The 25,586-nt window shown below is 49.0% G+C and carries 18 protein-coding genes; 1 reads left to right on the top strand and 17 read right to left on the bottom strand.

The features are described from left to right. Positions 1 to 354 precede the first annotated feature (354 nt). From gyrA to ACFRAM_RS04150, 8 genes are all read right to left on the bottom strand, one after another. Positions 355 to 2,796 carry a DNA gyrase subunit A gene (gene gyrA / locus ACFRAM_RS04115; protein WP_379464646.1) on the bottom strand — a complete coding sequence of 814 codons (2,442 nt, stop codon included), beginning with the start codon at positions 2,794 to 2,796 and terminating at the stop codon, positions 355 to 357. A gap of 28 nt (positions 2,797 to 2,824) precedes the next feature. Then, complete coding sequence (gene parE / locus ACFRAM_RS04120; protein WP_175373605.1) at positions 2,825 to 4,807, bottom strand: DNA topoisomerase IV subunit B; 1,983 nt, start codon at positions 4,805 to 4,807, stop codon at positions 2,825 to 2,827. 73 nt (positions 4,808 to 4,880) lie between these two features. Beyond that, positions 4,881 to 5,870 (bottom strand): ABC transporter permease, encoded by a 990-nt coding sequence (locus tag ACFRAM_RS04125; protein WP_175373606.1) that lies wholly within the window; start codon positions 5,868 to 5,870, stop codon positions 4,881 to 4,883. Then, the gene (locus ACFRAM_RS04130) at positions 5,863 to 6,831 is read right to left on the bottom strand and encodes an ABC transporter ATP-binding protein (protein WP_379464754.1); all 969 of its coding nucleotides are present in this window, start codon (positions 6,829 to 6,831) and stop codon (positions 5,863 to 5,865) included. Before ACFRAM_RS04130 ends, ACFRAM_RS04125 begins: the two co-directional genes overlap by 8 nt. Positions 6,832 to 6,911: 80 nt before the next feature. After that, positions 6,912 to 7,847, bottom strand: coding sequence for a GDSL-type esterase/lipase family protein (locus ACFRAM_RS04135; RefSeq protein ID WP_379464647.1), 936 nt, complete (start codon positions 7,845 to 7,847; stop codon positions 6,912 to 6,914). 203 nt (positions 7,848 to 8,050) lie between these two features. Next, a complete protein-coding gene (locus ACFRAM_RS04140) occupies positions 8,051 to 8,800 on the bottom strand; it encodes a CAP domain-containing protein (RefSeq protein WP_379464648.1) in 750 nt (249 codons plus the stop codon). A 216-nt stretch (positions 8,801 to 9,016) separates the two neighbouring features. Further along, positions 9,017 to 10,981 (bottom strand): WG repeat-containing protein, encoded by a 1,965-nt coding sequence (locus tag ACFRAM_RS04145; protein WP_379464649.1) that lies wholly within the window; start codon positions 10,979 to 10,981, stop codon positions 9,017 to 9,019. A gap of 635 nt (positions 10,982 to 11,616) precedes the next feature. Then, positions 11,617 to 12,126 carry a GNAT family N-acetyltransferase gene (locus ACFRAM_RS04150; RefSeq protein WP_379464650.1) on the bottom strand — a complete coding sequence of 170 codons (510 nt, stop codon included), beginning with the start codon at positions 12,124 to 12,126 and terminating at the stop codon, positions 11,617 to 11,619. 199 nt (positions 12,127 to 12,325) lie between these two features. Here ACFRAM_RS04150 and ACFRAM_RS04155 point away from each other — a divergent pair, with 199 nt between their 5' ends. Beyond that, positions 12,326 to 12,847 carry a Crp/Fnr family transcriptional regulator gene (locus tag ACFRAM_RS04155; protein ID WP_379464651.1) on the top strand — a complete coding sequence of 174 codons (522 nt, stop codon included), beginning with the start codon at positions 12,326 to 12,328 and terminating at the stop codon, positions 12,845 to 12,847. On the opposite strand, the gene hmpA is transcribed toward ACFRAM_RS04155, so the two are convergent. The 9 genes from hmpA to purT form a co-directional block, all read right to left on the bottom strand. Continuing rightward, positions 12,844 to 14,103 carry an NO-inducible flavohemoprotein gene (hmpA, locus tag ACFRAM_RS04160; protein ID WP_379464652.1) on the bottom strand — a complete coding sequence of 420 codons (1,260 nt, stop codon included), beginning with the start codon at positions 14,101 to 14,103 and terminating at the stop codon, positions 12,844 to 12,846. The two genes, ACFRAM_RS04155 and hmpA, sit on opposite strands and share 4 nt — an antisense overlap. A gap of 420 nt (positions 14,104 to 14,523) precedes the next feature. Further along, positions 14,524 to 15,531 carry a galactose/methyl galactoside ABC transporter permease MglC gene (mglC, locus tag ACFRAM_RS04165; protein WP_175373613.1) on the bottom strand — a complete coding sequence of 336 codons (1,008 nt, stop codon included), beginning with the start codon at positions 15,529 to 15,531 and terminating at the stop codon, positions 14,524 to 14,526. 253 nt (positions 15,532 to 15,784) lie between these two features. Next, on the bottom strand, positions 15,785 to 17,296 hold the full coding sequence (locus ACFRAM_RS04170) for a sugar ABC transporter ATP-binding protein (protein ID WP_379464653.1): 1,512 nt from the start codon (positions 17,294 to 17,296) through the stop codon (positions 15,785 to 15,787). Positions 17,297 to 17,435: 139 nt separating this feature from the next. Continuing rightward, a complete protein-coding gene (locus tag ACFRAM_RS04175; RefSeq protein ID WP_379464654.1) occupies positions 17,436 to 18,521 on the bottom strand; it encodes a galactose ABC transporter substrate-binding protein in 1,086 nt (361 codons plus the stop codon). A gap of 310 nt (positions 18,522 to 18,831) precedes the next feature. Further along, positions 18,832 to 19,857 (bottom strand): substrate-binding domain-containing protein, encoded by a 1,026-nt coding sequence (locus ACFRAM_RS04180; protein WP_379464655.1) that lies wholly within the window; start codon positions 19,855 to 19,857, stop codon positions 18,832 to 18,834. Continuing rightward, complete coding sequence (locus tag ACFRAM_RS04185) at positions 19,854 to 21,680, bottom strand: sensor histidine kinase (protein ID WP_175373616.1); 1,827 nt, start codon at positions 21,678 to 21,680, stop codon at positions 19,854 to 19,856. Before ACFRAM_RS04185 ends, ACFRAM_RS04180 begins: the two co-directional genes overlap by 4 nt. A gap of 3 nt (positions 21,681 to 21,683) precedes the next feature. Further along, a complete protein-coding gene (locus ACFRAM_RS04190; protein ID WP_379464656.1) occupies positions 21,684 to 23,333 on the bottom strand; it encodes a response regulator in 1,650 nt (549 codons plus the stop codon). 502 nt (positions 23,334 to 23,835) lie between these two features. Continuing rightward, the gene (locus tag ACFRAM_RS04195; protein ID WP_246317358.1) at positions 23,836 to 24,300 is read right to left on the bottom strand and encodes a GNAT family N-acetyltransferase; all 465 of its coding nucleotides are present in this window, start codon (positions 24,298 to 24,300) and stop codon (positions 23,836 to 23,838) included. Beyond that, positions 24,290 to 25,480, bottom strand: a complete 1,191-nt coding sequence (gene purT / locus ACFRAM_RS04200) for a formate-dependent phosphoribosylglycinamide formyltransferase (protein ID WP_379464755.1) — start codon at positions 25,478 to 25,480, stop codon at positions 24,290 to 24,292. The genes ACFRAM_RS04195 and purT overlap by 11 nt, the downstream gene beginning before the upstream one ends. Positions 25,481 to 25,586 lie beyond the last annotated feature (106 nt).

Raw genomic sequence — 25,586 nt, forward strand, 5'->3', positions numbered from 1 at the left:
CCTTTCCTTGCGTTACTGTCGTTCTGGTGTTCTCCCTACCGGTTTATATTACATTTTCGAGAAAGAGATTCCATTTCCTGCTAACTTGGAAAATAAATAATCCCAGCAACCGCAACTTCCACCCTCTTTCTAAGAAAAATGGTGCCCAACCGCTTTCTTAAGGAAAGCAGTCGGACACCAAAAAACAAAGCATATTTAAGTCAAAGCATCTTCAGAGCATTCTTCATAGCATCTTCAAAGCATCTTCAAAGCAACACCTTCAATCTATACACCATCAAATCAGCGTATCTTCCTTTATGTTCACCCGGGAGAGACTTATTTCCACACCTGCAATCCCTAAGTTAAATAAATCTATTATTGTATGGCCGGGAACAAGGTGATGATCTCATCCTTTTTCTCTACAGGCACAATCTGCTTGCCGGTCGATTTCCGTTCACCCAGCGGTGCTGATTCCGAGGAGAAGACATGTGACAATCCGTCACGCGTAATAGCAAGTAGTCCCACTGGTTCTTTACAGTAAAAAGCACCGACCAAGCGACTGCCATTCGGACGGACACGCTTGCCTTCCTTGAATTCAAACGTCGGCATGCCTTTGCCGCCACGGCTTTGCGACGGATAATCCAGCAGCAGGGAACGCTTGGCATACCCCAGGTCGGAGATCGTCAGAATCTCGCCTTCATCCTCGCTAACCCAGAAGCAGGACACTACTTCATCGCCTTCGCGCAGTTGAATTCCCCGTACACCAGAAGCGACTCGGCCCATTGGATTCACTTCATTCTCACGGAACCTAATGCTCATGCCCTCTCGGGTGACCAGCACCAGTTCCTTTTCACCCCGGCTAGGAGCCACTGTAAGGATTTCATCACCTGCACCTACCTTGCATGCGGCAACCGCGCCGGAACGGCTTGTAGAGTACTCCTTGAGCTCCGTACGCTTCACCTGGCCCTTACGGGTAACGAAGACGAGACTGGTCAGCGGATCATCCAGGTTATTCACAGGCAACACACTGACGATACCATCGCCCTTGGCGAGCCCGATAACATTGACAATAGCCGTCCCCGGCTCTTTCCACTTAAAGTCTGGAATCTGGTGCACCGGCAAGAGGAAGTATTGCCCTTTACGGGTGAAGATGAGCAGGTTATCCCTTGTGTTCAAATCCAGCAGCTTGACGATATGATCGCCTTCCTTGACGCCGGAGGTCTGACGTTCCCCGCCTGAGCGGGTAAAGGACAACAGGCTGGTCCGCTTGATGTAACCGTCCGCCGAAAGGGCTACCAGTACATCCTCCGCGTTAACCAGGACCTCAAGGCTGACCTTGATCTCCTCTACTTCTTCCTGAATAATGGAACGGCGGTCGATGCCGTATTTATCACGGATCTCCAGCAGCTCCTTACGGATCACGGCGATCAGCTTCTTGTCGCTCTCCAGAATGCCGCGCAGCTTCTCAATCCGTGCCTGCAACTCATCAAGCTCCTTCTGGAGCGATGTGATCTCCAGATTGGTCAGACGATATAATTGGAGCGTAAGAATGGCATCTGCCTGACGTTCAGTGAAGCCGAACATCCAGACCAGGTTGTTCTGGGCGTCTTGGCGGTTCTTCGATGCTTTGATCGCGGCGATAACCTCATCCAGAATATTAAGCGCCTTAACCAGTCCCTCTAATACATGGGCACGGTCCTCGGCGCGTTCCAGATCAAACTGGGTCCGGTGCGTAACTACCTCGCGTTGATGACCGATATAAGCTTCTAAAATGGCTTTAAGTCCGAGCTGCTGTGGCGCTTTATCTACGATGGCCACCATATTAAAATTGTAGGTAACCTGCAAATCAGTTTTCTTAAGCAAATAAGCCAGAATCCCCTGAGCATCCGCATCCTTCTTCAGCTCGACCACGATCCGCAGACCTTCGCGACCACTTTCGTCGCGGACTTCAGCGATGCCCTCTACCTTTTTCTCAAGTCGGATATTCTCCATGGCTGTAACAAGCCGGGACTTCACCACTTGGAATGGAACCTCGGTAATTACAATCTGCTGCTTGCCGCCGCGCAGGTTCTCAATCTCGGTCTTGGAGCGAAGATAGATACGGCCTTTGCCTGTCCGGTAGGCATCCATGATGCCTTCACCGCCCATAATGGTGCCGCCTGTAGGGAAATCCGGCCCTTTGATGAAGGTCATAACATCCTCAAGCGCGATATCCGGCTTTTGCATCACCGCAATGCAGGCATCAATGACTTCCCGCAGGTTATGCGGCGGAATTTCGGTTGCAAAACCAGCGGAAATTCCGCTAGTACCGTTCACTAACAGGTTAGGATAACGGGATGGAACAACTACTGGCTCTTTAGCCGTATTGTCAAAGTTGTCCTTGAAGAGTACCGTACGCTTCTCAATGTCACGCATCATCTCCATGGCAATCGGTGACAGCCGGGCTTCGGTATAACGCATTGCCGCTGCCGGATCATCGTCCATCGAACCCCAGTTGCCGTGCCCGTCCACCAGTACATGCCCCATTTTCCAAGGCTGCGCCATGCGTACCATGCCTTCGTAGATGGATGAATCACCGTGTGGGTGATAGTTACCCATTACGTCCCCTACAGTCTTCGCAGACTTACGATAGGGTTTGTCTGGTGTATTGCCTGAATCGTACATCGCGTACAGGATACGGCGCTGCACCGGCTTCAGACCGTCCCGAACATCGGGAATGGCACGGTCTTGAATGATATATTTGGAATACCGGCCAAAGCGGTCACCGACGACCTCTTCCAGAATAGCCGGCAAAAATTGTTCTGATAAACTACTCATTGGCACTCACCTTCTATTCCTCAATCTACTACTCCACAATCTCGGTGAAATCGACGTTCTCAACAATCCAGCGCTTGCGCGGATCGACCTTATCACCCATCAGCGTCGATACCCGGCGTTCAGCCTTGGCAGTATCGTCGACTTGTACCTGCAGCAAAGTGCGGGATTCGGGATTCATCGTCGTTTCCCACAGCTGGTCAGGGTTCATTTCCCCCAGACCTTTGTAACGCTGTAACTCGAAATTTTTGCCGAATTCCTTCAAGTAGTTCTGCAGCTGCTCGTCAGTCCAGGCATAACGTACAGTCTCCAGCTTGCCGGATTTGCGGGTCAGCTTGTAGAGCGGAGGCTGGGCGATAAAGACTTTGCCTGCGTCAATCAAAGGCTTCATATAACGGTAGAAAAAGGTTAGCAGCAGTACCTGGATATGCGCGCCATCCGTATCCGCGTCGGTCATGATGATGATTTTGGAATAATTGCTGTCTTCTACCGCAAACTCTGTACCAATCCCCGCTCCAATTGCGGCGATGATCGCTTTGTACTCGTCGTTCTTTAGAATATCCAACAGCTTGGATTTCTCGGGATTCATCGGCTTGCCTTTCAGCGGAAGGATGGCCTGAATCTTGGAATCCCGGCCCTGCTTGGCCGAACCGCCCGCAGAATCACCCTCTACAATAAACAATTCGGTCCGCGAAAAGTCCTTGGATTGCGCCGGAGTCAGCTTGCCACCCAGATTGGAGCTCTCGCTACGTTTCTTGCCGCTGCGGATCTCGTCACGGGCTTTGCGCGCCGCTTCACGTGCCTTGGAGGCCTGAATCGACTTTTTCAGCAGGCTCTGTCCGACCTGCGGGTTCTCTTCCAGAAAACGCGCCATGTTCTCGGCAACGATATAATCCACTGCACTACGGGCCGAGGAACTGCCGAGCTGGTCCTTCGTCTGGCCCACAAACTCTACCTCAGCCATTTTGATGCTAATAACAACCATCATACCTTCACGCAAATCATTACCCTCAAGGTTCTTGTCCTTCTCCTTGAGCAATTGCGTGCGGCGGGCATAGTCGTTCATGACCCGGGTGTAAGCTGTCTTAAAGCCAGTCTCATGCGTTCCCCCGCTCCGTGTCGGAATCGAGTTAACAAAGGAGGCAATAGTTTCTGTATAGCCTGCATTATATTGAATCGCAATTTCGACCTCAATATCATCCTTCTCGGCACTAAAATGGATGACATCATGCAGTACATCCTTGCCTTCATTCAGGTATTGCACAAATTGACTAGCGCCGCCTTCGTAGAAAAATTCGTCCTGGCGACCGCTGCGTTCGTCCGTCAATATAATTCTTAGCCCGGAGTTCAGGAAAGCAATTTCCTGTACCCGCTCGGAGAGCGTATCATAATTCAGGGCAATGCCGTGCTGGAAGACACGAATATCCGGCTTGAATGTAATCTTCGAACCGGTTCTGTTCGTATTGCCCAGAATGTCGAGGCCGGTCACCGGCTCACCGACATGCTCCTTACCGCTGTCGTCCACCCAATATTCAAAGCGCTGACGATGGATTTTACCATCCCGGTAGATCTCCACTTCCAGCCATTCTGACAATGCATTCGTTACTGAGGCGCCAACGCCGTGCAGTCCGCCCGATTTCTTATAACCGGAGCCACCGAACTTGCCGCCCGCATGCAGCATTGTAAATACGACCTGAGGTGTGGGCACACCTGTTTTATGCATTCCTGTCGGTATGCCCCGTCCATTATCCGTTACGGTTACCGAGCCGTCCTTGCGCAGGGTAATCTCAATCTTGGAACAAAATTTGGCTAAATGCTCATCTACGGCATTATCCACTATTTCCCATACCAGATGGTGCAGTCCCGACGAACTCGTACTGCCGATATACATGCCGGGCCGTTTGCGGACCGCAACCAGACCTTCGAGCACCTGAATGTCGTCAGCATCATATCCAGTCGGGCCTGTTCCGCCTTCACTGGAGACTTTTGCAAACATATCGATCTGTTCGAGCATTCATGCTCCTCCTTCTCTTCACTTCACTTTAACCTGTAAATGCAAACAAACGTTTTCGTTCACTTTGTACATTCTAATTCAAAATATCCCGTTTCGTAAAGACGGCGAATGAAATGATCACAGAAACAGCGGCCCAAATAGCAAGCACAATCAAGGAAAAGGACAGGCTCATCCCCTCAATCGGCGCCGGTGTTCCGGACAAATATCCTGTTAGTCCTAGATTGACCATAAACAAGTATTTGGCTGTCGTCCAGGCAGAAGCCATGTTCGTCAGGATGGTCCCTGCGATCAGCGCTGCCATCATCACGACAATACTTGCCGCCGTACTTCTCACAAGCACGGAGACCATGAAGGCCAGCAGCGCAACAACTACACTGACGTACCAAATCAATCCACCCTGCATCAGCAAATATTTCCACTGCGGTACTGCATGGACGCCTGACATGTCTACCGTATCGCCGCTAATCTGGAAGCCCGTAAAGACAGGCACGTTAAAACCCTTGAACCCGAACACCAGACCTGAAATCAGGTAACTGATGATAAAGGTCGACAATACGATCAGCGAGACGAACATTAAAAGCGCCGTCATTTTACTGAAAAGGACCTTCCAGCGTCTGACTGGACGGGTCAGCAGCATTTTAATCGTTCCTGTAGTCCTTTCACCCGATACAAGATCTGACGCTATCGCCATAATCAGCAGAGGAATGAACAACGACACCGAATTGTCAAGAAATTGACGGGTAAACGTCACACCACTCGGCTCGTTCGGATTCACATTATGGTCCAGATAATACTGCAATTGCTGCACAAAGATTCGCCGGTACGATTTCCACTCCTCCGGAATCCGGTCACTTCCAAGGGAGTTTTCATTGTCTGTAATCTGCTGTTGGATTTCCAGCCGCCAGTCCGAATTGAACTTATCACGGCTGCGTTCAGCAATCCGCATTTGAGCATAAGTAAACATCGGCACGAGCACGATCAGAATCAACAAAATGACATAAAAACGCTTCTTTTTAATAATCTTCAGACACTCATTACGGATGAGCGGCAACAGGTTAATCAATGGTCTCACCCTCCGTCAGTTTCAGGAATAGCTGTTCCAGTGTCGGGTTGATTTTATGCACGCCCCGGACTTCCACTTCAGCCATGACAAGCACAGCCACAATCTCCGGGATCAGACTGTCATCCATAATCGTAATCAATGAGTTTGGCCCCATTCCTGCGATAACACTGTCATCCAGCGTAATTTCTGCAGGATCAGCCAATATGACATCTGGCCGTTCGGCCAGCAGCTTTCTTCCTTTGTCAAAAGGCTCCAGCTCCCACAAGACGTATGGGGAGTTGCGGGCAACCAGTTCATCCACTCCGCCCACTGCAAGCACACGGCCCTTGCTGATAATGGCAACCCGGTCGCACAGCAATTGAATCTCGCTGAGAAGGTGGCTGGATACGAATACTGCGAGGCCCCCGTCGGCAAGGTTGCGGATGAATTCCCGTAGTTCCTTGATTCCCTTGGGGTCCAGTCCGTTGGTCGGTTCGTCCAGAATCAACAGCCTTGGACGGCCCAGCAGCGCCTGTGCAATTCCGAGACGTTGTCTCATCCCAAGCGAATATGTACTGACCTTATCATGAATACGCTGATCCAGCCGAACGGTGTCTACTACCTCGGCAATACGGGCCTCATCCACTCCAGGCTGCATCCGGGCAAAATGCTGCAAGTTCTCCCAACCTGTCAGATAAGTATATACTTCCGGATTCTCGACGATGGAGCCCACATATTGCAGCGCCTTCTCCGGGTCTTTATTCACGTTGTAGCCGCAAACCGTGATCTTCCCCTCGCTAGGACGGATCAAATCTACAAGCATGCGGATGGTTGTCGTTTTCCCGGCTCCGTTAGGTCCGAGAAACCCGAAAATTTCACCTTCACGCACATCAAAAGTCACATTATCGATAATCCATTTGCGGCCGATTTTCTTGCGGACCCCGTCAACCGAGAGAACCACTGTTCCGGAGCCATCCTTCATCTCTTTTGCCATATGCCACACTGCTCCTTATTACATCATTTCGGTCTTGCTTCATGTGCTATACCCAAGGTTTAACTACTTTATTGAATAGCTTGTACAATCCGCTCCCCGATCCGCTTGTATCCGTCACTGTTGGGGTGAAAATGGTCCGAGGACAGATATTTGTCCAAATGGTTGTTAAACAGGTCAAAGGTAGGAACAAGCGTGATCTTGCTATTCCGGTTAATGATATCCATAGCAGCATTGTTCCAGGCCGTTACCGCCTGATTACCCGGAACCAGCATTTCTTGAACATCGCCGAACGGATTGTACAGACCCACATAATAGATTCGTGCTGCCGGGTTAATCTCTGATATAGTGTTCAAAATCTTACCGAGTCTCTCGGCAGCTTCCGGCAGCGCAGCGAGCAGCGACTCAGGAGTCAAGTCGTTCGTTTCTTTTTCCCCGGAAGCACCGGGTGTTGTTCCTGTGCCTGAGTGATTTCCTTCAGCAGTGCCCGGCTTCGTCCCTGTTCCCGTTTCCCCCGTAGTCCCTACGGAAGATCCGGCCGGAGTATTCCCGGCGCCGCCATTTTGCAGCAGATCGGCTCCCCGAAACAGATCATTGCCTCCGATGGAGAGCAGGATCACATTAGCCTGGCGCAGTGAATACTGTATGCCAGCGTCCTTAAGTTTATTTTGCAGCCCGGCTGTTGTCAGCCCGTTAATCCCCATATTGCCAAGTAACTCAGCCGACACTCCACTTGCAGCCAACCCTGCTACGGTATTCTTCACATAACCGTTCCCTGTGTTGTCCCCGGTTCCCTTGGCCAGAGAATCCCCCAGAGCTACCACTTTAAAGGACTTCACTGCCCCATTCTCGGGTGCAGGGGTCGCCTGTGGCAAGGATGTCAACGGTATATCACCCTTTGGAAAGAGGACGTCACTTACTGCATATCCAAATCCAGTGATCAAAACAAGAGTTGTTGCTATGGAGATCAGGCTTACACTGCGCCAGGTCCATTTGGAATCATTCAAAGCTATCCCTCCGTATGCCGTACTATTCTGTATTGTTCCACATTTTACAAAGTTCTTAACTATGTAGATAAACATAATTCTTCTATGCATAATTTGCAAATATACAGCATACAAAAAACCGCCAATTTAGACCAAAACCATAAAAAAAATCGTCCCCCCGGCTCTGCCGGGAGAACGATGCATATAGTGCTAGACCTAACATTCTATTTTCCGATAAACTCCTGCACCCAGTAGTTGTTGTCAAAACCAACACCGATGTAGTTAAAATCCTTGTTCAGGATGTTAGCACGGTGACCCGGGCTGTTCATCCAGGCTGTCATTACTTCTTCCGGAGAGCGTTGACCCATGGCGATGTTCTCGCCTGCCGCTCTGTACGTAATTCCGAAGGATTTCATCATATCAAATGGTGATCCATAAGTTGGAGAAGTATGATCGAAATAGTTATTTGACCGCATATCCGTTGCTTTTGCCGCTGCTACTTTATTCAAGCTATCCAGTGCACTTACTGGAGACAGACCTGCCGCCGCACGCTCCTTGTTCACGAGTGTCACAATTTGCTGGGTATACGTACCTGCTTGTCCCGCAGCTGGTGCCTGAGTTGGCACTGGCTTAGCTGGAACCGGGGTAGCTTTCGGTGGTGCTGTAGGCGCTGGTGTTGCTACTGGTTTAACCGGTTTTGGAGTTACCACAGGTTTAGCTGGTGCTGGTGTCGCTACAGGCGCTGGTGTCGTTTGAGGCTTGGACACCCCGGTAACATTGTCAAAATTAAAAGGAAAGCCTTTTATATTTAAATTGCTAAGGTATTTCAATAGTTCATCATAGCTGATGGTTGAGGTGGTGGTAGTCACCTGTACACTGCTGGCCGCATTGGCCGTTAATGGAAGAGTAATGCTAAGCGCCATAACAGCTGCTACACTTCCGCCTATCATTGCTCTTAAAGTTCTGCTCTTCATTCTGCCATCTCCCTATTCTTGTGTTGTGATTTGCGGTATGCCAGGACAACGTGGCTGCAATAATTACAAAACTGTAATAAGTTCCTCAGTCATTGTAGCACACATCACTTTGCTGTGCGTTTCTAATTTCTGACAATATTCGAGCGATAGGAAGTATGTCTGGGCATAAAAAAAGAATGCACGCCTGATTAGCGAGCATTCGATGGTTGCAAGATCTCAATGAAAGGACTGCCAGAATTCGCCTTCTGTCGAAATCAGCCCCATGATCTCTGCATAGGGAATACGGAAGGTTGGAAATCCTGCAGAATAAGGAGCAATCTCATAAGGTGCAAAATAAAGGGACAGCGCATCCTCATCTACAAAGAACGGCTGGTCGGCAGTAATCCCTTTGTACGTTCCAGGGAACACATACGAGTACTGCGGGTCATTTTGTATCTGTTTTCCGACAATATCACTCAGTTTCTCTACATATTTGCTCCCCGGCTTAAACAAGTCACGCAATGTATAAAATCTGCCGTTGCGCAGATTGATATGGGTATGGATCTTGGTCGGCATGCCGTGGGCTGCTCCGAAAGGGAAACGGTAGCCGTTCAGCTCAAGCACCAGCAGATTTTTGCGGAAAAAGGTTACCGCAAAGTCACCGGTATAACTAAAATCCTGCGAGGGACCGCCACTGCCGATATCTTCTGCCTTCGAAAGCTTCCGCAGCTTATCGTTAACCTCCCTGGCCACATCCTTATTGGAGATCCCCTCCACAACCGGATAATACACCAGATAATCAAAATTCGGCTTATATTTCTTCTCAAGTACAGAGTATGGGGCACGCAGGGGAATAACGCCGTTCTGCCGCCAAACTTGTTTGCCGCTGCGGTCATAATAGGATGTACGCTGATCAATATTCGCCCGAATCAGGCGCCCGCTGAAGCTGAGGGTTCCCGTGCCTGGAATGACCGGAGGCTGAGCTGCCCTCCTGCCACTTTTATCAATAAAATAGGTTTCTTTGGCGTCATAGACGGAGGCCAGACCCTCATGGTAATTATTCACGCCGAGCAGGGTATGAGTACTAAGTATCCGGCCATTCTCTGCGTCCGCAATCACGTAGCGGGAACCACGATATGGCTGTGAGGGATATATCGGCGTTCCTAATGCAACCCGGCCCTCTCCAAGCTGCTGGAGCTCATAATACTTGGCCGGGATTATCATTCGTCCCTGCTTGTCAATGAGACCGTACGCATTACCGAAGTTCTCTGCCGTATTCACTACCGCCCGGCCCTCGTAAAAGGGCAGTGCAGCCGTAAATTGCGGCTGAATAGCCACGCTTCCGTCCTTGTTCAGATACCCGTATCTGCCGTTCTCCGTCTCCTGATAGGACAGCAGTCCCTCCCCTAGGCTGCCTACAAAAGGATGTTTATACGTGTAAAGACGATGTCCATCGGGATCAATGAGCGCGTATTCACCATCTGCGATCTTTACCAGCGCGGTCCCGTTCATAAAATCGCTCGCATCCTCATAGACCGCAGGGAGCACCTCTTTGCCCTGACGATCCCAATAGCCGTAACGTGATGCCTGGCCTGACCCCTGTTTAGAAAAAAGAGCACGGCCTTCATGCAGCGAATTCAGATAATCCACCCGCGCCGAAGTCACTTCATGACCTTGCTCATCAATAAAGGTATACCCTTTCGCATCGGAGACGACGGCCCGGCCCTCTAAAAAAGGCCCGATAAAAGAATAGACCGGCTTCACCCGCTCCTGTCCAGTATTGTCTATAAGTCCGCTGTTGCCTTTCAACTGCACCACAGCTAGCCCATTCGGCTGAAAATCCTCCGCGTACTCGTACCGGGGTTCAATCACCGTGGTTCCTTCGTCGTTGATATACCCCCAAAGTGTCCCCTCTTTCAGCTTGAAAGGAGCCGGATGCAAGGATGTCGTCCGATGATCCTTGATCTCCGCCTGAGTCTGCTCAAACGGAGCCTCTAAGGACTTGCTGGAATAGTCCACACGGTACAATCCCGGTTCAGCCGGAAGACTAACGAACAGATCATCATCCGCCCGAATAAACTCTTCTTCCTGCTGAACGATATACTCGCTCCACTCAATCCCGTCCCATTTCCACACATCGGCCTTTATGAAGCTGCCTTCGTTCCCGCCGCCCCTCAGCTCATTCAGCTTGATCCTCAGCATTCAGTCGCTCCCCTTTAACACAGGCATTTGCCTATAGGATATGGGAGTGCGGGCGTTTGTGTGTCATTTAATCGTATGGAAGTAGGCTGGGCGGACGCTCCGTGAACGGGAGGTTGCTTCGATCGCTGTTGTTTTCACATTTCTGGATTGAACCGCCATCTATGTAGAACGCATTACAGAAACAAGCATAACCAAGAAAAAAAGAGCTTATATAAAAAGGATCGAAGTGTAATTAACGGCATTTTTGTACCTTAAATCCTCTGCAAGTAGGGGTTAATGGGGATTAAGTGCAATATCGTACCTTAAATCTTTCAGAATACCCTGTCCAGCGTGCTTTTTCAAAAAATAAGATACAAAAACGCCCTTATTTCCCTCATTTGCCTATATTGAAGAAAAATAAGGTACAAAAATGCCGTTAGTTTGGGAGGTGGCCCCTCTTTTTCACTGTTAAGACGACTGGTCAAGGGGAATTTCCGCTTCTAGAGGTTGAAATCTGTCGACAATCTATGTTCCGGTACTAGTTTTCCTATGGAATGCTTTCAGGCGAGTGCTTTGCGCCTACAGTTCCAAACTTCCTCCAAACTTCCCCTTCGCTCATCTACGCTTTTTGTTTTCTTTTGTTCGTCTTATATATTTCATTTTGATTTTATTAAGAACAAGACCAAATCATCATCCACACGCACTTGACAGCCAGGCTCTACTGGTACGTTGTCGTACATAATTCCTCTACCATCAGGGATATATCCACGCTTCACATATAACCTTTGTGCGGTTCCATAATCCACGTACAGACCAAAACCAATCCCCACCTTATCCGACTTGGCAAAAGCTTGCTCTTCGAGCGCATCTATCAACAAGCCTCCTATGCCTCGCTTGCGGAGCGGTGGAATAACATCAAGGTTTTGAATTTCAGGGATACCCTCTTCAACAAAATATGTATAATGCGGATTAAATACGAGATGTCCCCATCCGGCAAGTTCATTCTCATAAAAGGCCAAAAGGGTAACCCTCTCTCCCTTCTCATTCTCTTCCCAGCATTGTTGAATATATTCCAGTGGCTTTTGAATGTCATGGCCAGACAAGCCTTGATAGACCAGATTGATATCGTCCTCCGACATGTGGCGAATTTGGACAGCTAGTTTCATAGCATACGTTCCTCCAGATTAAGCAAAAATTATGCCTGATTGAAAAGTTCAGGTGTATATTATTTCCACCTTAGCGTTCTAACTCCTCTTTCACTCAGAACGAACCCGATGCTTTCAAACCTGTTATACTGTTAAAAAAGAATACAAGCGAAAATCAGTTATACCGATTTTCGCTTCTTTATCTTTACGGAGGTTAATTATGATATTACATAAAGGTGAAACATTATTCAGGCAAGGCGACTCCGGACCACTGTATCACTTGAAAAGTGGCATGTTAAAAATCGTGCGGCTCCATCAAGATGGATCACAGATTTTGGTCAATCTCATCGTGCCGGGAGAAATCATCCCGCATCACTCCCTGATCAGTTCGAACCCATATTACGGTACAGCCATTGCGCTTGTCACTTGTGAAATTGAAGTTTTGCCCGAAATAGAGTGGTATCAGCACTTGGAACAAAACCCTGACCGCTATCGGGAAATTGCTATTCAATTGCAGGATAGGCTGCGGATCATGCAACAGCGAATAGATCAGCTTACCACCGTCTCTCCCGCGGAAAAACTTCAGAAATTGCAATCATGGTTCCAAGTCTATATATCACCAGCCACGCTAACCGATGTACTAACACAAGATGAGATCGGCCAATTCATCGGGCTTCGCCGTGAGACGATTAACCGCCTGCTGCGCAGCCAGATGAAATCAGAGTCTCATTCCACCAATTAACGCTGTAGGGAAACGTCCTCTTTGGAGCTGTCTGCATCCCCTTCCAAGCTGCCGGCAGGTCCAAAAAACTCATAATGAACATCTGCAGCAGGGACACCCCAGGCCTTCAACAGGCCATTTACAGTTCGCATAAACGGAACGGGCCCGCAAAAATAAAAGCTTGCGTCTTGGGTAGGAACTACCTGCTTCAACCAAGGCAAGTCGATATATCCCTCTTTATCAAAGGCCTTCTGCTCTCTATCCTGGGCAGTCGGCTTTTCATAGCAAAAATAGGTATGGATGTTCTGAGAGCGCTCGGAGAGCTCCTCTACCTGTCGTCTGAGCGCATGCACATCACTATTCAAAGCGGCGTGGATAACAGTGACTTGACGCTCCGTCTTCGCAGTAGCCAAAGTATTTAGCATGCTGACGAGTGGTGTTAATCCCACGCCCCCGCTTATGAGCACGACCGGACGGGAATCCTGCTGATCCAGTGTAAATTCGCCTGCAGGCGCCGACAACCATAACACATCTCCCGTCTTGACCTGATCATGTAAGAACACCGAGACTTTCCCCGCTGGCCGACCAGCCCCCGCATCCTCACGCTTAACGGAAATTCTGTAGTACGGTTTACCCGGGGCGTCGGAAAGACTGTACTGACGAATATGTGTATTTATCTCACCTGGGATTTCCACTTTTACACTAACGTACTGTCCCGGCTCAAAGGAGGCTAGTTCTCCTCCATCCTGCGGTACTAGATAAAAGGAGGTGATAACGCCACTCTCTTTCACTTTTTGTTCCACCCGGAAGGCTCTGAAGTCTGTCCATCCTCCATGCTGTTGTTGTGCCTGCCCGTACATTTCGGCTTCTACCTCAATAAAGACGCCCGCAATGACTCCATATGCCTCTCCCCAGGCCTGAAGAATCTCCTCTGTCGCGCCATCACCTAGAACATCTTTAATTGCTGTAAGCAAGTTTTGTCCAACAATAGGGTAATGCTCTGCTTGCACGCCAAGACTGCGATGCTTGTGGGCAATCTGTTTCACTACCGGGAGAATCGATTCCAGTTTGTCAATATGTTTAGCCGCGGCGATTATTGCGTTGGCAAGGGCTGTTTGCTGTCTACCCTGGCTTTGATTCGCGTGATTGAAAATATTCAATAGTTCAGGATGGCTACTGAACAACAATTGATAGAACCGCTTGGTAATTTCCGTCCCGTGTATTTCTAGAACCGGAACCGTAGATTGTATGATTTTTATTGTTTTTTCGCTAAGCATAAAGCAGTCCTCGCTTTCATCTACTTGGAATATGTCAAGTATATGAAAAGAAAAGCCCCTATCAGTGTGATTAAAGTCACATCATTTCGTAACGATTTGTGAAGTGAATTTGATGGCTATCATAATTGTTCATTTCGGAGCGAAGCAATCGATATACCAAAAAGCGTTTGCGAGAAGTAGCAAACGCTTTTTACTAACCTGCCCCCTCAGCGAGAGGATCGAGGCGTGACGAAGGGGAAGCTTGGAACTGTAGGAGCGACAGCGTCCGCTAAAAGCTTTCCGCAGGAAAGCTAGCATCGGAAGCATAAGCTGTCTCCGGATTTCAACCGCGCTCAGCGGTTTCAATCGAAGAAATCTGGAGACAACAACGGCCGAAAGTCCAAGCATTCCCCGCAGTCACAACGTTATCCTCAAGCCCGACTATCTTTTAGATGAATACTTCCGCATATCAAACGCCACTGCCGCGATAATAATCAGACCTTTGATAATCAGCTGGTAGTACGGGCTGATGCCGATAAAGGTCAAACCGTAGTTGATCAGGGTGAAGATGATAACCCCAACCAGAACGCCCGGCACGGTACCGATACCGCCTGTGGTAGATACACCGCCGACTACGCAGGCTGCGATGGCGTCAAGTTCATACATGTTGCCATAGTTGTTGGTAGCGCCGCCTGTTCTTGCAGCTTCAAGGACACCTGCCAGACCGTAGAGGGCACCCGCAATTGCGTAGATGTAGATCAAGTTCTTGGATACGTCGATACCGGATACTTTTGCCGCTTGAATGTTCCCCCCGATAGCGTACATGTTCTTGCCAAGTTTGGTTTTGTTAAAGACTACCCAGACTATGGCTGCGACGACGAGGGCTATGATGACTATAAACGGTATCGAATATTGGCCGCTTCCAAAGAAGCCGGAACCAATTTTGGTGAAGTCGGGACGCAGACCGCCGATTGGCTGGGACTGGTTGGGCTCCATATCAAAGTACAGGGAGTTAAGACCGTACACGATAACCATTGTACCTAGCGTTGCGATAAACGGTGGTACACTGAGCTTGGAGACAACCAGACCATTTATCAGTCCACAGATAAGACCTGCGATGATAGCGATCACAATAGGAAGCAGTACATTCAGTTGCGGTAGATCGGGGAAGAAGCGACGCGAATAATCGGGAATCTGCAGCATCGAAGCAGAAATCACCGCCGTGAAACCAACAACCCGTCCGGCGGACAAGTCCGTACCCGCTGTAATCAGAATGAAAGCAACGCCAAGCGCGATGATAATCCGTGTGGATGATTGAATCATAATGTCACGCAGAGTATTCACAGAAATGAAACTTGGTTCATACAGTGCTATTCCCAAAATAAGCAACACCAATACGATGTAGATGGCATTTTGGGTGACAAAGGACTGAGCTTTTTTTACGTTCATTAGTATGTTCCTCCTTAAAGTTACGCGTAGCGTAACTCCCATCGTAAGCATAATCTGTTACGCGCAGCGTAACTCTCATCGTAAGCATAATCTGTTACGCACAGCGCAACCAAAACCGTAACAATTTCCTTGTTATGCGAATAATTGTTTTTATGATAAGCATAAATCAGTTACCAGAAGTTGAATTTCACCATCAACAAATGCCTTGTTATAGGAAGTTTACTTCTTTTCACAAGCTAAACTTGTTCCTACTCTAGTGCTGTGCGGCGAGGCGCATAACTTCCGTTTCCGTAGCTTGCTCGCCTTCTAATATCCCTGTCAGTTTCCCTTCAGACATGACCATAACCCGGTCGGACATGCCCAGCAGCTCTGGCATTTCTGAGGAAATCATAATGATGCTCTTGCCCTGCTTCGCCAAATCCGCGATGATCGTATAAATTTCGAACTTTGCACCTACGTCGATCCCCCGTGTCGGCTCATCCAGAAGCAGAACTTCCGGTTCGGTGAGCAGCCATCTGGCCAGCAATACCTTTTGCTGATTGCCGCCGGACAGGTTCATAATTTGGGTCTTGGTCGTCGGTGTTTTGGTACGGAGTTTTTCGATCATTTTGTCGACTTCTGCTTTTTTCTTCTTCCCGTTCAACAGCATATAAGGCTTCTGGTAGCGGTCAAGGTTGGCAATGGCTCCGTTCTCATGCACAGATAATACCGGGAAAATCCCCGTAACACGCCGTTCCTCCGTCAACAGTGCAAGGCCATGTTTCTTTGCATCTTTAGGCGAGTTGATCTTGACCTGCTTTCCCTTAATCGAAATGGAACCTGATCTGATGTTACGAAGACCGAACAGTGCTTCAATAACTTCCGTACGCTGCGCCCCGACGAGGCCGCCGATTCCCAGAATTTCACCGCGCCGCAATTCAAAAGAGATGTCCTTGAACGAGCGTTGTTCCGTTGAGGTCAAGCTCTCCACTTTCAAATAGACTTCACCCGGCACATTGAAGCGCTCAGGGAAGCGATTGGTCAAATCACGGCCTACCATTTTGGAGATAATCAAATCGGTGGTCATCTCCGCGGCCGGCCAGGTGCCAATCTTTTTACCGTCGCGCATGATGGTGACATCATCGGAGATCTCGAGAATTTCCTCCATTTTGTGCGATATATAGATAATAGCTACGCCTCTTTTTTTCAAATCCCGGATGATCCGGAACAAGTGCTCCACTTCCACACTGGTCAGGGACGAAGTAGGTTCATCCATCACAATGACGCGGGAATGGAAAGAGACGGCCTTCGCGATTTCAATGGATTGGATTTTGGATACGGACAATTTACCCACCAAAGTCTCGGGCTTCAGGTCAATGTCCAGATCTTTAAAAAGATTCTCTGTATCCGTAAACATCTTTTTGTGGTCAATGAATTGAATCGGTCCGATGCCTTTGGTCGGAAAACGTCCCAGCCAGATGTTCTCCATCACACTGCGGAACGGCACAGGATGCAATTCCTGGTGAATCATTGAGATTCCATTTTTAAGCGCATCGTTGGAGCTTGTGATGGAGACCTTGTCGCCATCCAGATAGATTTCACCGGCATCCGGCGCGTAGATTCCGAAGAGACACTTCATTAATGTAGATTTACCAGCACCGTTCTCACCCATCAGAGCATGAACCGATCCTGGTCTAACCTTCAAGCTGACATCATCCAGCGCCTTGACGCCGGGGAACTCTTTCGAGATATTGTTCATTTCCAGCAAAAACTCGGCTTGAGCCATGTTGTTACGCCCCCTACGCTTTTTTTCTTTTCCATGAGAGGCACAGCGGTTCCATCCTGTTCCCTACCCGTAAGGAATATCAGGGAGCGGATAGCCGCTCCCCGTGTCTATCTTTTTAAGAATGTTACTAATAGAATGATTACTTCGCATCCGCAACGTTGTCTTTGGTGATCTTCTTGTAGGAGATCCAGACATACTGGTTGTCAGTGATGTCAAAGCCAACATTGTCTTTCGTTGGTGTTTCGCCTTTGGCAAGCAGTGAAGCTACAGTGATCGCAGCTTTACCTTGGTTGTTGGCATCGTTCAGAACGGTACCGAGCATCGTGCCATCTTGCAGAGCTTGAACCGCAGGAGCTGTAGCATCCACGCCGACTACCGGCATGTATTTATCCCCAGAGAAGTAACCGGCAGCTTTCAACGCTTCGATAGCCCCGAGAGCCATGTCATCGTTATTCGCGAACACAGCTTCAATCTTGTCGCCATGGGAACCGAGGAATGCAGCCATTTTCTCCTGGCCTTTTACGCGATCCCACATCGCAGTATCTTCAGCCAGCTTTTCAACCTTAATGCCAGCATCTTCTACAGCTTGAATGGAGTAAGTAGTACGGAGCTCAGCATCTTGGTGTCCAGGCTCACCTTTAAGCATTACGTATTGGAGCACGCCATCGCCGTTCTTATCAGCCTCAGGGTGTGCTTTCCAGTAGTCAACGATCAGTTGGCCGGACATCGTACCGGATTCTTCGGCTTTAGCGCCTACATAGTAGACTTTGTCCCATTTCTTCATATCTTCCGGAAGCGGTTCACGGTTCAGGAACACGACTGGAATATTTGCTGTTTTAGCTTTATCGATAATGACGCCGGCAGCAGTGCGGTCAACCGGGTTGATCAGCATGCCGTTATATTTTTTGGTGATGAAGAGGTCAACCTTATCATTCTGGGTAGGCTGGGAGTTTTGGCTGTCTACAATATCCACAGTGGCGATGCCTTCAGCCGATTTTTGAATCGCGTTACGGACGCCCGTCATGAATGTGTCATCGAATTTGTAAATGGCTACGCCGACCTTAGGCGTTTCCGTGCTTTTTCCTCCGCTGTTACCGGAATTTGTTGTGTTAGTGGTACCGGCCCCGGAGTTAGTTGTACTAGCAGAATTATTATTGCCGCCGCAGCCTGCAAGAGCAGCACCCAGCAATGCGCTGGCCAGTAATACGGAAGTGATTTTTTTCATTATTCATTGACCTCCTGATTAATTTCTTTTTCATTTTCCCCGCTCACTCTGGGAATATCTACATTATGCTTCATTTGAAAACGGTTGCGAATATAAAATACTACTCTGTTTTATAAAAATTCTCATGTACAAAAGGGTTCCTTATTCTTATATTACGTCCACTAAGTTTATCCCTTGGCGCTAGGAGAACTTCACCTTCCTATTTTGGTGATATAAGATTTCCCGCCATCTGTCTGCACATAAAAAAGCCGGTGACCACATTTCGGGGAACCCTGCCCTCCTCATTCATGCGCACCGGCTACCAGCCTGATTATCTTACAAAAGGGAACAACAGCTTCTGGTTCTCCGGCCATAGCATGTTGTCCAAATCTATGATTTTGGTTCCTGTATCCACCCGTTCCGGGACTTTGATACCTTCAAGAATTTCCACAGCGTGCTTAATGGCCAAATACCCGTTGCTGAATGGATTCTGCACTACCGTAGCCTGAACCGTTCCGTCCTGAAGCAGCTCCATCATCGATGGAGAGCTGTCAAAGGCCACCATTCTGATCTCCTTCAGTCCCAGCTGCTGTATCGCCTTGGCCGCTCCCTGTGAACCTGTTTCATTCAAGGTAGCTATCCCTCTCAATCTGGGGTGCTGGTTCAGCATTTGTCTGGTCAATTCCTCTGCATTGGCAATATTGGAGGGCGTATAAGCAATCTCGACAACATGGATATCGGGATAGCGGGCAGCGTAGTTCAGAAAACCCTTTTCCCGTTCATCTGCATCCCTCGCCCCATAATCTATCGCGGTCGACGACACCGATTGGGCATTCTCGGTTGAACTCGTAAAGTTGATGATGCCAATCTCTCCATGTGCGTCCAGCAGCTTGATCAGGCGCTCAGCCGATTTTTGTCCAGCCTCATATCCGTTAGAGCCAATATAAGTGGAGACTCTGGCTGATCCCACCTCAGCATCCACCGAAATCACGGGGATTTTGTTAAAAACCGCCGCCTTATCCACTACCTGTGCAAGCCCCATGTAACTGCTGGCCGCCAGTACGATCACATCTGCTTTTTCGTCAATTGCGTCTTCCACCATCGCAATCTGTTCGTCGACGTCACTCTCCGAATCCGGGGCTTTAAACGTCAGCTTGACGTTGAATTCCTGGGCCGCTGCCTCTGCTCCCAGCTTCACGGTATTCCAGTAATCGCCCCTGCTCATTTTGACAATCATATGGACACTCCGGGTCTTGGCTGTGCTGATGTAATCAGGAGGCGAACTTATGCAGGAATTGAGCGCGAACCCTGCCGCAGCACAGCAGAATAGGATCAGCCAAAAGCGTTTGTTCATCATTCCTGAGCTCCCCCCTCCTTCTCTTCATCGAGTTCTTGAGACACCAGCGCAGGGAAAGTAAGCGTAACTGTAGTGCCTTCCTCTATGGCGCTTTCAAAGGAAATGCCGAATTCACGCCCGTAATAGAGCTTGATCCGCTCATTCACATTTCGCACACCAACACCCGATCCAGTCCCGGACTTACATACACCCGTCAAAATCGTACTTAGCGTCTCTTTAGACATGCCGAGGCCGTTGTCCATGATAGTAATGACAATCAGCTTGTTCTGGAGCTCTGCCCGAATAGAGATCAATCCCTCATCTGGCATCATTTCAATTCCATGGTACAGGGCATTTTCTACAATGGGCTGCAATATGAGCTTGATGGTCTGACATTGCAATACTTCATCCTGCGCATGAATCTCATACTTGAATTTGTTCTTGAAGCGAAAGCTTTGGATCACCAAATAATGACGGATGTGGTCCAGTTCCTCTTGAACGGTAATGATATTCTTGCCCTTGCTGAGGCTGATGCGAAAAAACTTCGAGAGGGAATGAATCATCGTGACGACCTCGTCGGTCTTTCCCCGTTCCGCAAGCCGAATGACCGAATTCAATGTATTATACAAAAAGTGCGGGTTGATCTGGGATTGCAGCACTTCAAGCTCGCCCTTACGCTTCGTTTCCTGCTCGTAAATGATCTGTTCCATCAACTGGCGGATACGCTGAAGCATAAGATTAAAGCGCTTGGATAACTGCTCCACCTCATAGGCCCCGCTGACATTGATAGGGGTATTGAGATCACCTTCCCCCACCTGCTTGACCGTACGCTCCAGCTTGCGGATCGGGCTGGAAATCCGGGCAGACAGCAGGACCGAGACGATGATCACACATAGGATTACAACAGCCAGGAACCAGGACAGGAACTGATTCAGGTCCCGCTTCGTGGTCACGATCTCGTCATAATAAGCCACCCCGACAATTTTCCATCCCGTCTCGGCCAGTGTACGCACAGTAATAAATCGTTTCTCACCAGTAGATTCATCCAGATAGCTTCGGTAAGCATACTCCAGAACAGGCTCCACATTCTCATATTTCAGTCCCGCATAGATTAGCTGCTGCTGCGGATGATACACAATATTGCCGAGGGAATCCAGAATGTAGGCATAGCCTCTTTTACCAAGCTTGACCTGCTTGCTGAGTTCATCAATCGTGCCGAAGTTAAAATCAATCAGAAGGTTCCCCGTCTTGAGCACTCCGGCTTCACGGTATTGTATAAGCTTGCTCATGGACACGACCCATGTGTATTTGCTCTTGAAGAGATTCTGGATGTGAGGGGCCGAGAAAGAGATTTCTGAGGTTCGGCGGGGCGATGTATACCAGCTCTGGTTCTCAAGCTGCGTATTGTGGCGCATTTCAAGTCCCGGTACATTCAGGACCAGTTCACCCTGTGGTGTAAACAAAGCGACAGAGACCAGATCTTCCCGGGATTCCAGTAGCGTGGACATTCGTTCCTTGAGCATGGGGGCGCCAATATCCGGCGTCAGCGTGATCTGCGCCTCTGCCTTCTCATAAATATTGCGCATCCCCTTGGCGTACAACTCCAGGTTGTAATTCACCTGCTCGATGATCTGCTGCATGTTCAGATTGGCATTCTCTTCTGCGGTCTTGGCGAACTTGTTGTACAGCATAAAGCTGACGAGGACGGCGACAAGCACAGCGACGAAAGTAAATGTAACCGTAATAATCAACTGGATACTGCGCAGCTTGGAGGATAATTTAATCGTGCCTCCTAAGGGCCGCTGCGGACGCAGCGGGAAGAAATGTGGTTTCTCCCTGCACATGCCTTATCCTCCTCTGGCGCTGTTCTTGTACTCTTTGGGAGAAAGGCCGTATTTCTTACGGAAACAAAAGCTGAAATAGTTCGGGTCGGCAAAGCCGATTTTCTCAGCGATCTCGAACGCCTTGAGCTCCGTGGAGCGAAGCAGCTCCTTGGCGGCCTCCAGGCGGATTTGCAAAAGATAGCTCACAAAGGTCATCTTCATTTCTTTTTTAAAAATACTGCTGAAATACCCTGTGCTAATATGCAGATGCTGGCAGACCTTCCCGATGGAGATTTCGGATTCCTCGTAATGATCACGGATATAATCCTTGGCCTGATCAATGAGCTGTTTATAGCTCGACTGCCGCTCCAGTGCGATGGAGTCCATAATCCGGGTACATAAGTTGATGATCCACTGCTTGGCCTCTTCGACATTGTTGAACTTGTTCATATCCGTCAATGATGAGAGCCCTGAGCCAAAAAGCTCCGCGGTCTCATTGCCAGCTTCTTTGGCGAGCCGGAGAATGGACGTCATAATCTCCAGCAAAAAAATCTGGTAATCCTGCATGGAGACCTGAGCAATATCCAGCCCGGCGAACAAACCGTCCACTACCGTCTTCAGCTCCTGAACCGTTCCCAACTTGATCGTGCGCATCAGGGACTGCTGAGTCAGATCATCATAATCCAGCATTTGTGTTGATCTCGACTCTACATCCTCAATCCAGATCACCCGGTTGTTCCCCAGAATCACGCGATAGTCCAGTGCCTGCAGGGCATCTCCGAAGGAGTTAAACAATAACTCCGGTGACCGGCATACAGTACCCGCGCCCGAAGTAACCGTCAACTTCAGGAAGCGCTGTACATTCTGTCCGATCTCCTCTAAAATCGTGAAGGTCTTGCCTGTAATTTCGGCTTCTTCCTGCTCCGGGCTGACAGATAGCAGAACCACATTATCCCGGTGGATAAAGACTTTGCCGAAATTATGCTTCTCACATATTTCCTCGGCAATATTCAGGACGGCGAAGAGCTGCAAATTGCGATCGCCTGTGTCGCGCAGCGATACTGGTCGACCTTCCTCCGCGTTCTCCCTGCCTGTGTGCCGGATGTAATCCACACTAATAACTGACGCTTGGAACAGTCGGCCTTCCAGAGGAATGTCGTATTCCGCACGCTTCTCCTCAATTTCGGCACGGGTCAGACGGCGCGAAACTAGCGAGGACAAGAACTGCTCGCGGAGGACGGGCAGACTCTTCCGGTAATGTTCACTTAGCACGAATATATTCTCTTTCTCCGCAATCTCCGACTCTATTGTCCCCTTCACCTTCAGCAGCACATCTATTAACTCTTGTGATGAAAACGGTTTCAAAATATACTCATCGATTTGCAATTTAATCGCCCGCTGTGCATATTCAAACTCATCGAACCCGGTTAAAATAATGATCTTCGTATTCGGATGGCGTTTGCGTATCCATTCGGCTAACTGCAGTCCGTTCATAAACGGCATTTGAATATCAGTCACCACGACGTCTGGCAGCAATCGATCAATGGCGTCGGCCGCTTCCCGGCCGTTCTCCGCCTGATCCACAACCTCAAATCCGTACTTCGCCCAGTCGATCTGTCCGATTATTCCTTCTCTTACATCTTCCTCATCTTCGGCAAGAATCAATTTGTACATGCATCATCCCTCTTTGGGTTGGTTTTGTTATAAAAAAACTTGAAGTTTGCCCACACAGGTGTTGGTCGTCACTCCGGGGAATGTTTGGACTTACCGTCGCTGATGTCTCCAGATTTCTTCTTTATAAACCTCTTCTATAAAACGAACTTAAGATTTCCACTTAAAGCTTGGTCGTCACTACGGTGAAATTTTGGACTTACGGTCGCTGTTGTCTCCAGATTTCTTCTTTTTAAACCGCTTCTAGCGGTTGAAATCTGGGGACAAAGGCGAACGCTTCGCTCCTACAGTTCCAAACCTTCCCCTCTGTTACTTTCACACTGGTGTGATTTGTTTCAAGTTTATTTTATAACGCTGGTGTGCAGTAAGTACATTCTATCTGATTCATTGCGTCTAATCTATGGTTAAGTTATGTTGTGGCCTTTTATGAGCGGAGAAATTTCGTAGATTATAAAAAAAAACCATCCCGCAAGCCGGGATGGGTATGATCGGTAACGCAGAAATATTATAGCAGCGCTTTGTTAAAGCGGTATCCTGCTGTTTTTTCGAACCCGATGTGCTGGTAAAAAGCATGTGCTGGTGCACGCTCCACACGGTTGCCGCTTCTCAAAAACAGCTTGCAGCAGCCTTTATGACGTGCCCATTCTTCTCCAGCAGCTACTAGTCTTTTGCCGAGTCCGTTGCCGCGGATTTCCTCCGAAACGATGAGCGCAGTAATCTCTGTGATGGATTCCTGCTGTTTGGAAAAGGAGCTTACCTGCCTGAGGCCGATCATTCCCACTACTTCGTTATCTAGTTCAGCAACAAGTGTACATTGGAGAGGGTTGTTCTCCATGCCTTCAATTCTCTCTTTCATTACATTAACCGTTGTCGGATAACCGAGTTCCCGCAGTAGGGCTGTTATTCTCTCCAGATCTTCCATGCCACATTTGCGAATTTGCAGTACTGGTGCTAGGGTACTACTGTCCATTCTCATATACCTCCACTTTAAGCTTAGACGCTGCCTGCCTGGCGACCGTCCGTGCAATTTCCACATCTTCAGCCGCACTTAAAGCTACTGCCATTCTCCGTCCGGGCCGGGCTTCCGGCTTACCGAACACCCGGACCTGCGTGCGGGGAAGCGCGAGCGCCTCATCCAGTCCGGTTACTGCAAAAGCTTGTCCCGCGGTCTCGGCTTTTAGTGTTGCCGATGCTCCGGGTGTGAGTAATTGAACACATTCCAGCGGAAATCCCAGAATGGCTCTGACATGTACTGCAAATTGAGATAAATCCTGTGTGGCCATGGTTACCATGCCGGTATCATGCGGCCTTGGTGATACTTCACTGAACAACACGCCTTTAGACGTCAGGAACAGCTCCACTCCAAAAATACCGCGGCCTCCTAGCTGATCGGTTACCGCTTTGGCAATGGCTTGCGCTTCCGCTAGCTGACCTTCGTCCATCTGATGAGGCTGCCATGATTCCACGTAGTCGCCGTCCTTCTGAATATGTCCGATGGGCGGGCAAAATACAGTTCCCGACACCGAACGAACCGTCAGCAAGGTAATCTCACTCTCAAAAGTCACAAAAGCTTCTACGATGACTCTGGTTCCCTTGGCTCTTGCACCTTCCAAAGCGATATTCCAGCAATGCTCCGCATCCTCCGGATTCCGGCAGACACTCTGCCCTTTGCCAGAAGAGCTCATAATCGGCTTGATCACACAAGGTGTACCAAGTTCAGCAATTGCCTGCCGTAGCTCGTCCAAACTATCCGCAAAGCGGTAATCTGCAGTTGGCAGACCAAGTTCTTCAGCGGCAAGGCGGCGAATACCTTCACGGTCCATCGTCAACCGGGCAGCCCGTGCCGTCGGCACGACTGCAAAGCCTTCATCCTCCAGCTCCTGAAGGGCATGGGTCGCAATGGCTTCAATCTCCGGCACAATGACATCCGGCTTCTCCATACGGATCAGTGCCTTAAGAGCATCCGCATCCAGCATGTCGATCACATGGGAGCGATGAGCCACTCCCATGGCCGGAGCATCCTCATAACGATCTACTGCTATGGTCTCTACGCCAAGGCGTTGAGCTTCAATAATAACTTCCTTACCCAGTTCACCACTGCCCAGCAGCAGCAGCTTGCGGCTTTGAGCTGAAAAAGGAGCTCCCCACATTGTCGACTTCAACCTCTTTCGGCAATTGACTGGCACTTTCTGTATTTTCAGTAAAAGTGACAGTATCCATGTATTTTTCAGACTTCTTTATTTTCATCCATCATCC

Origin of the sequence: Paenibacillus sp. NPDC056722 (assembly GCF_042790635.1) — a bacterium.
Taxonomy (GTDB): domain Bacteria; phylum Bacillota; class Bacilli; order Paenibacillales; family Paenibacillaceae; genus Paenibacillus_AQ; species Paenibacillus_AQ agri.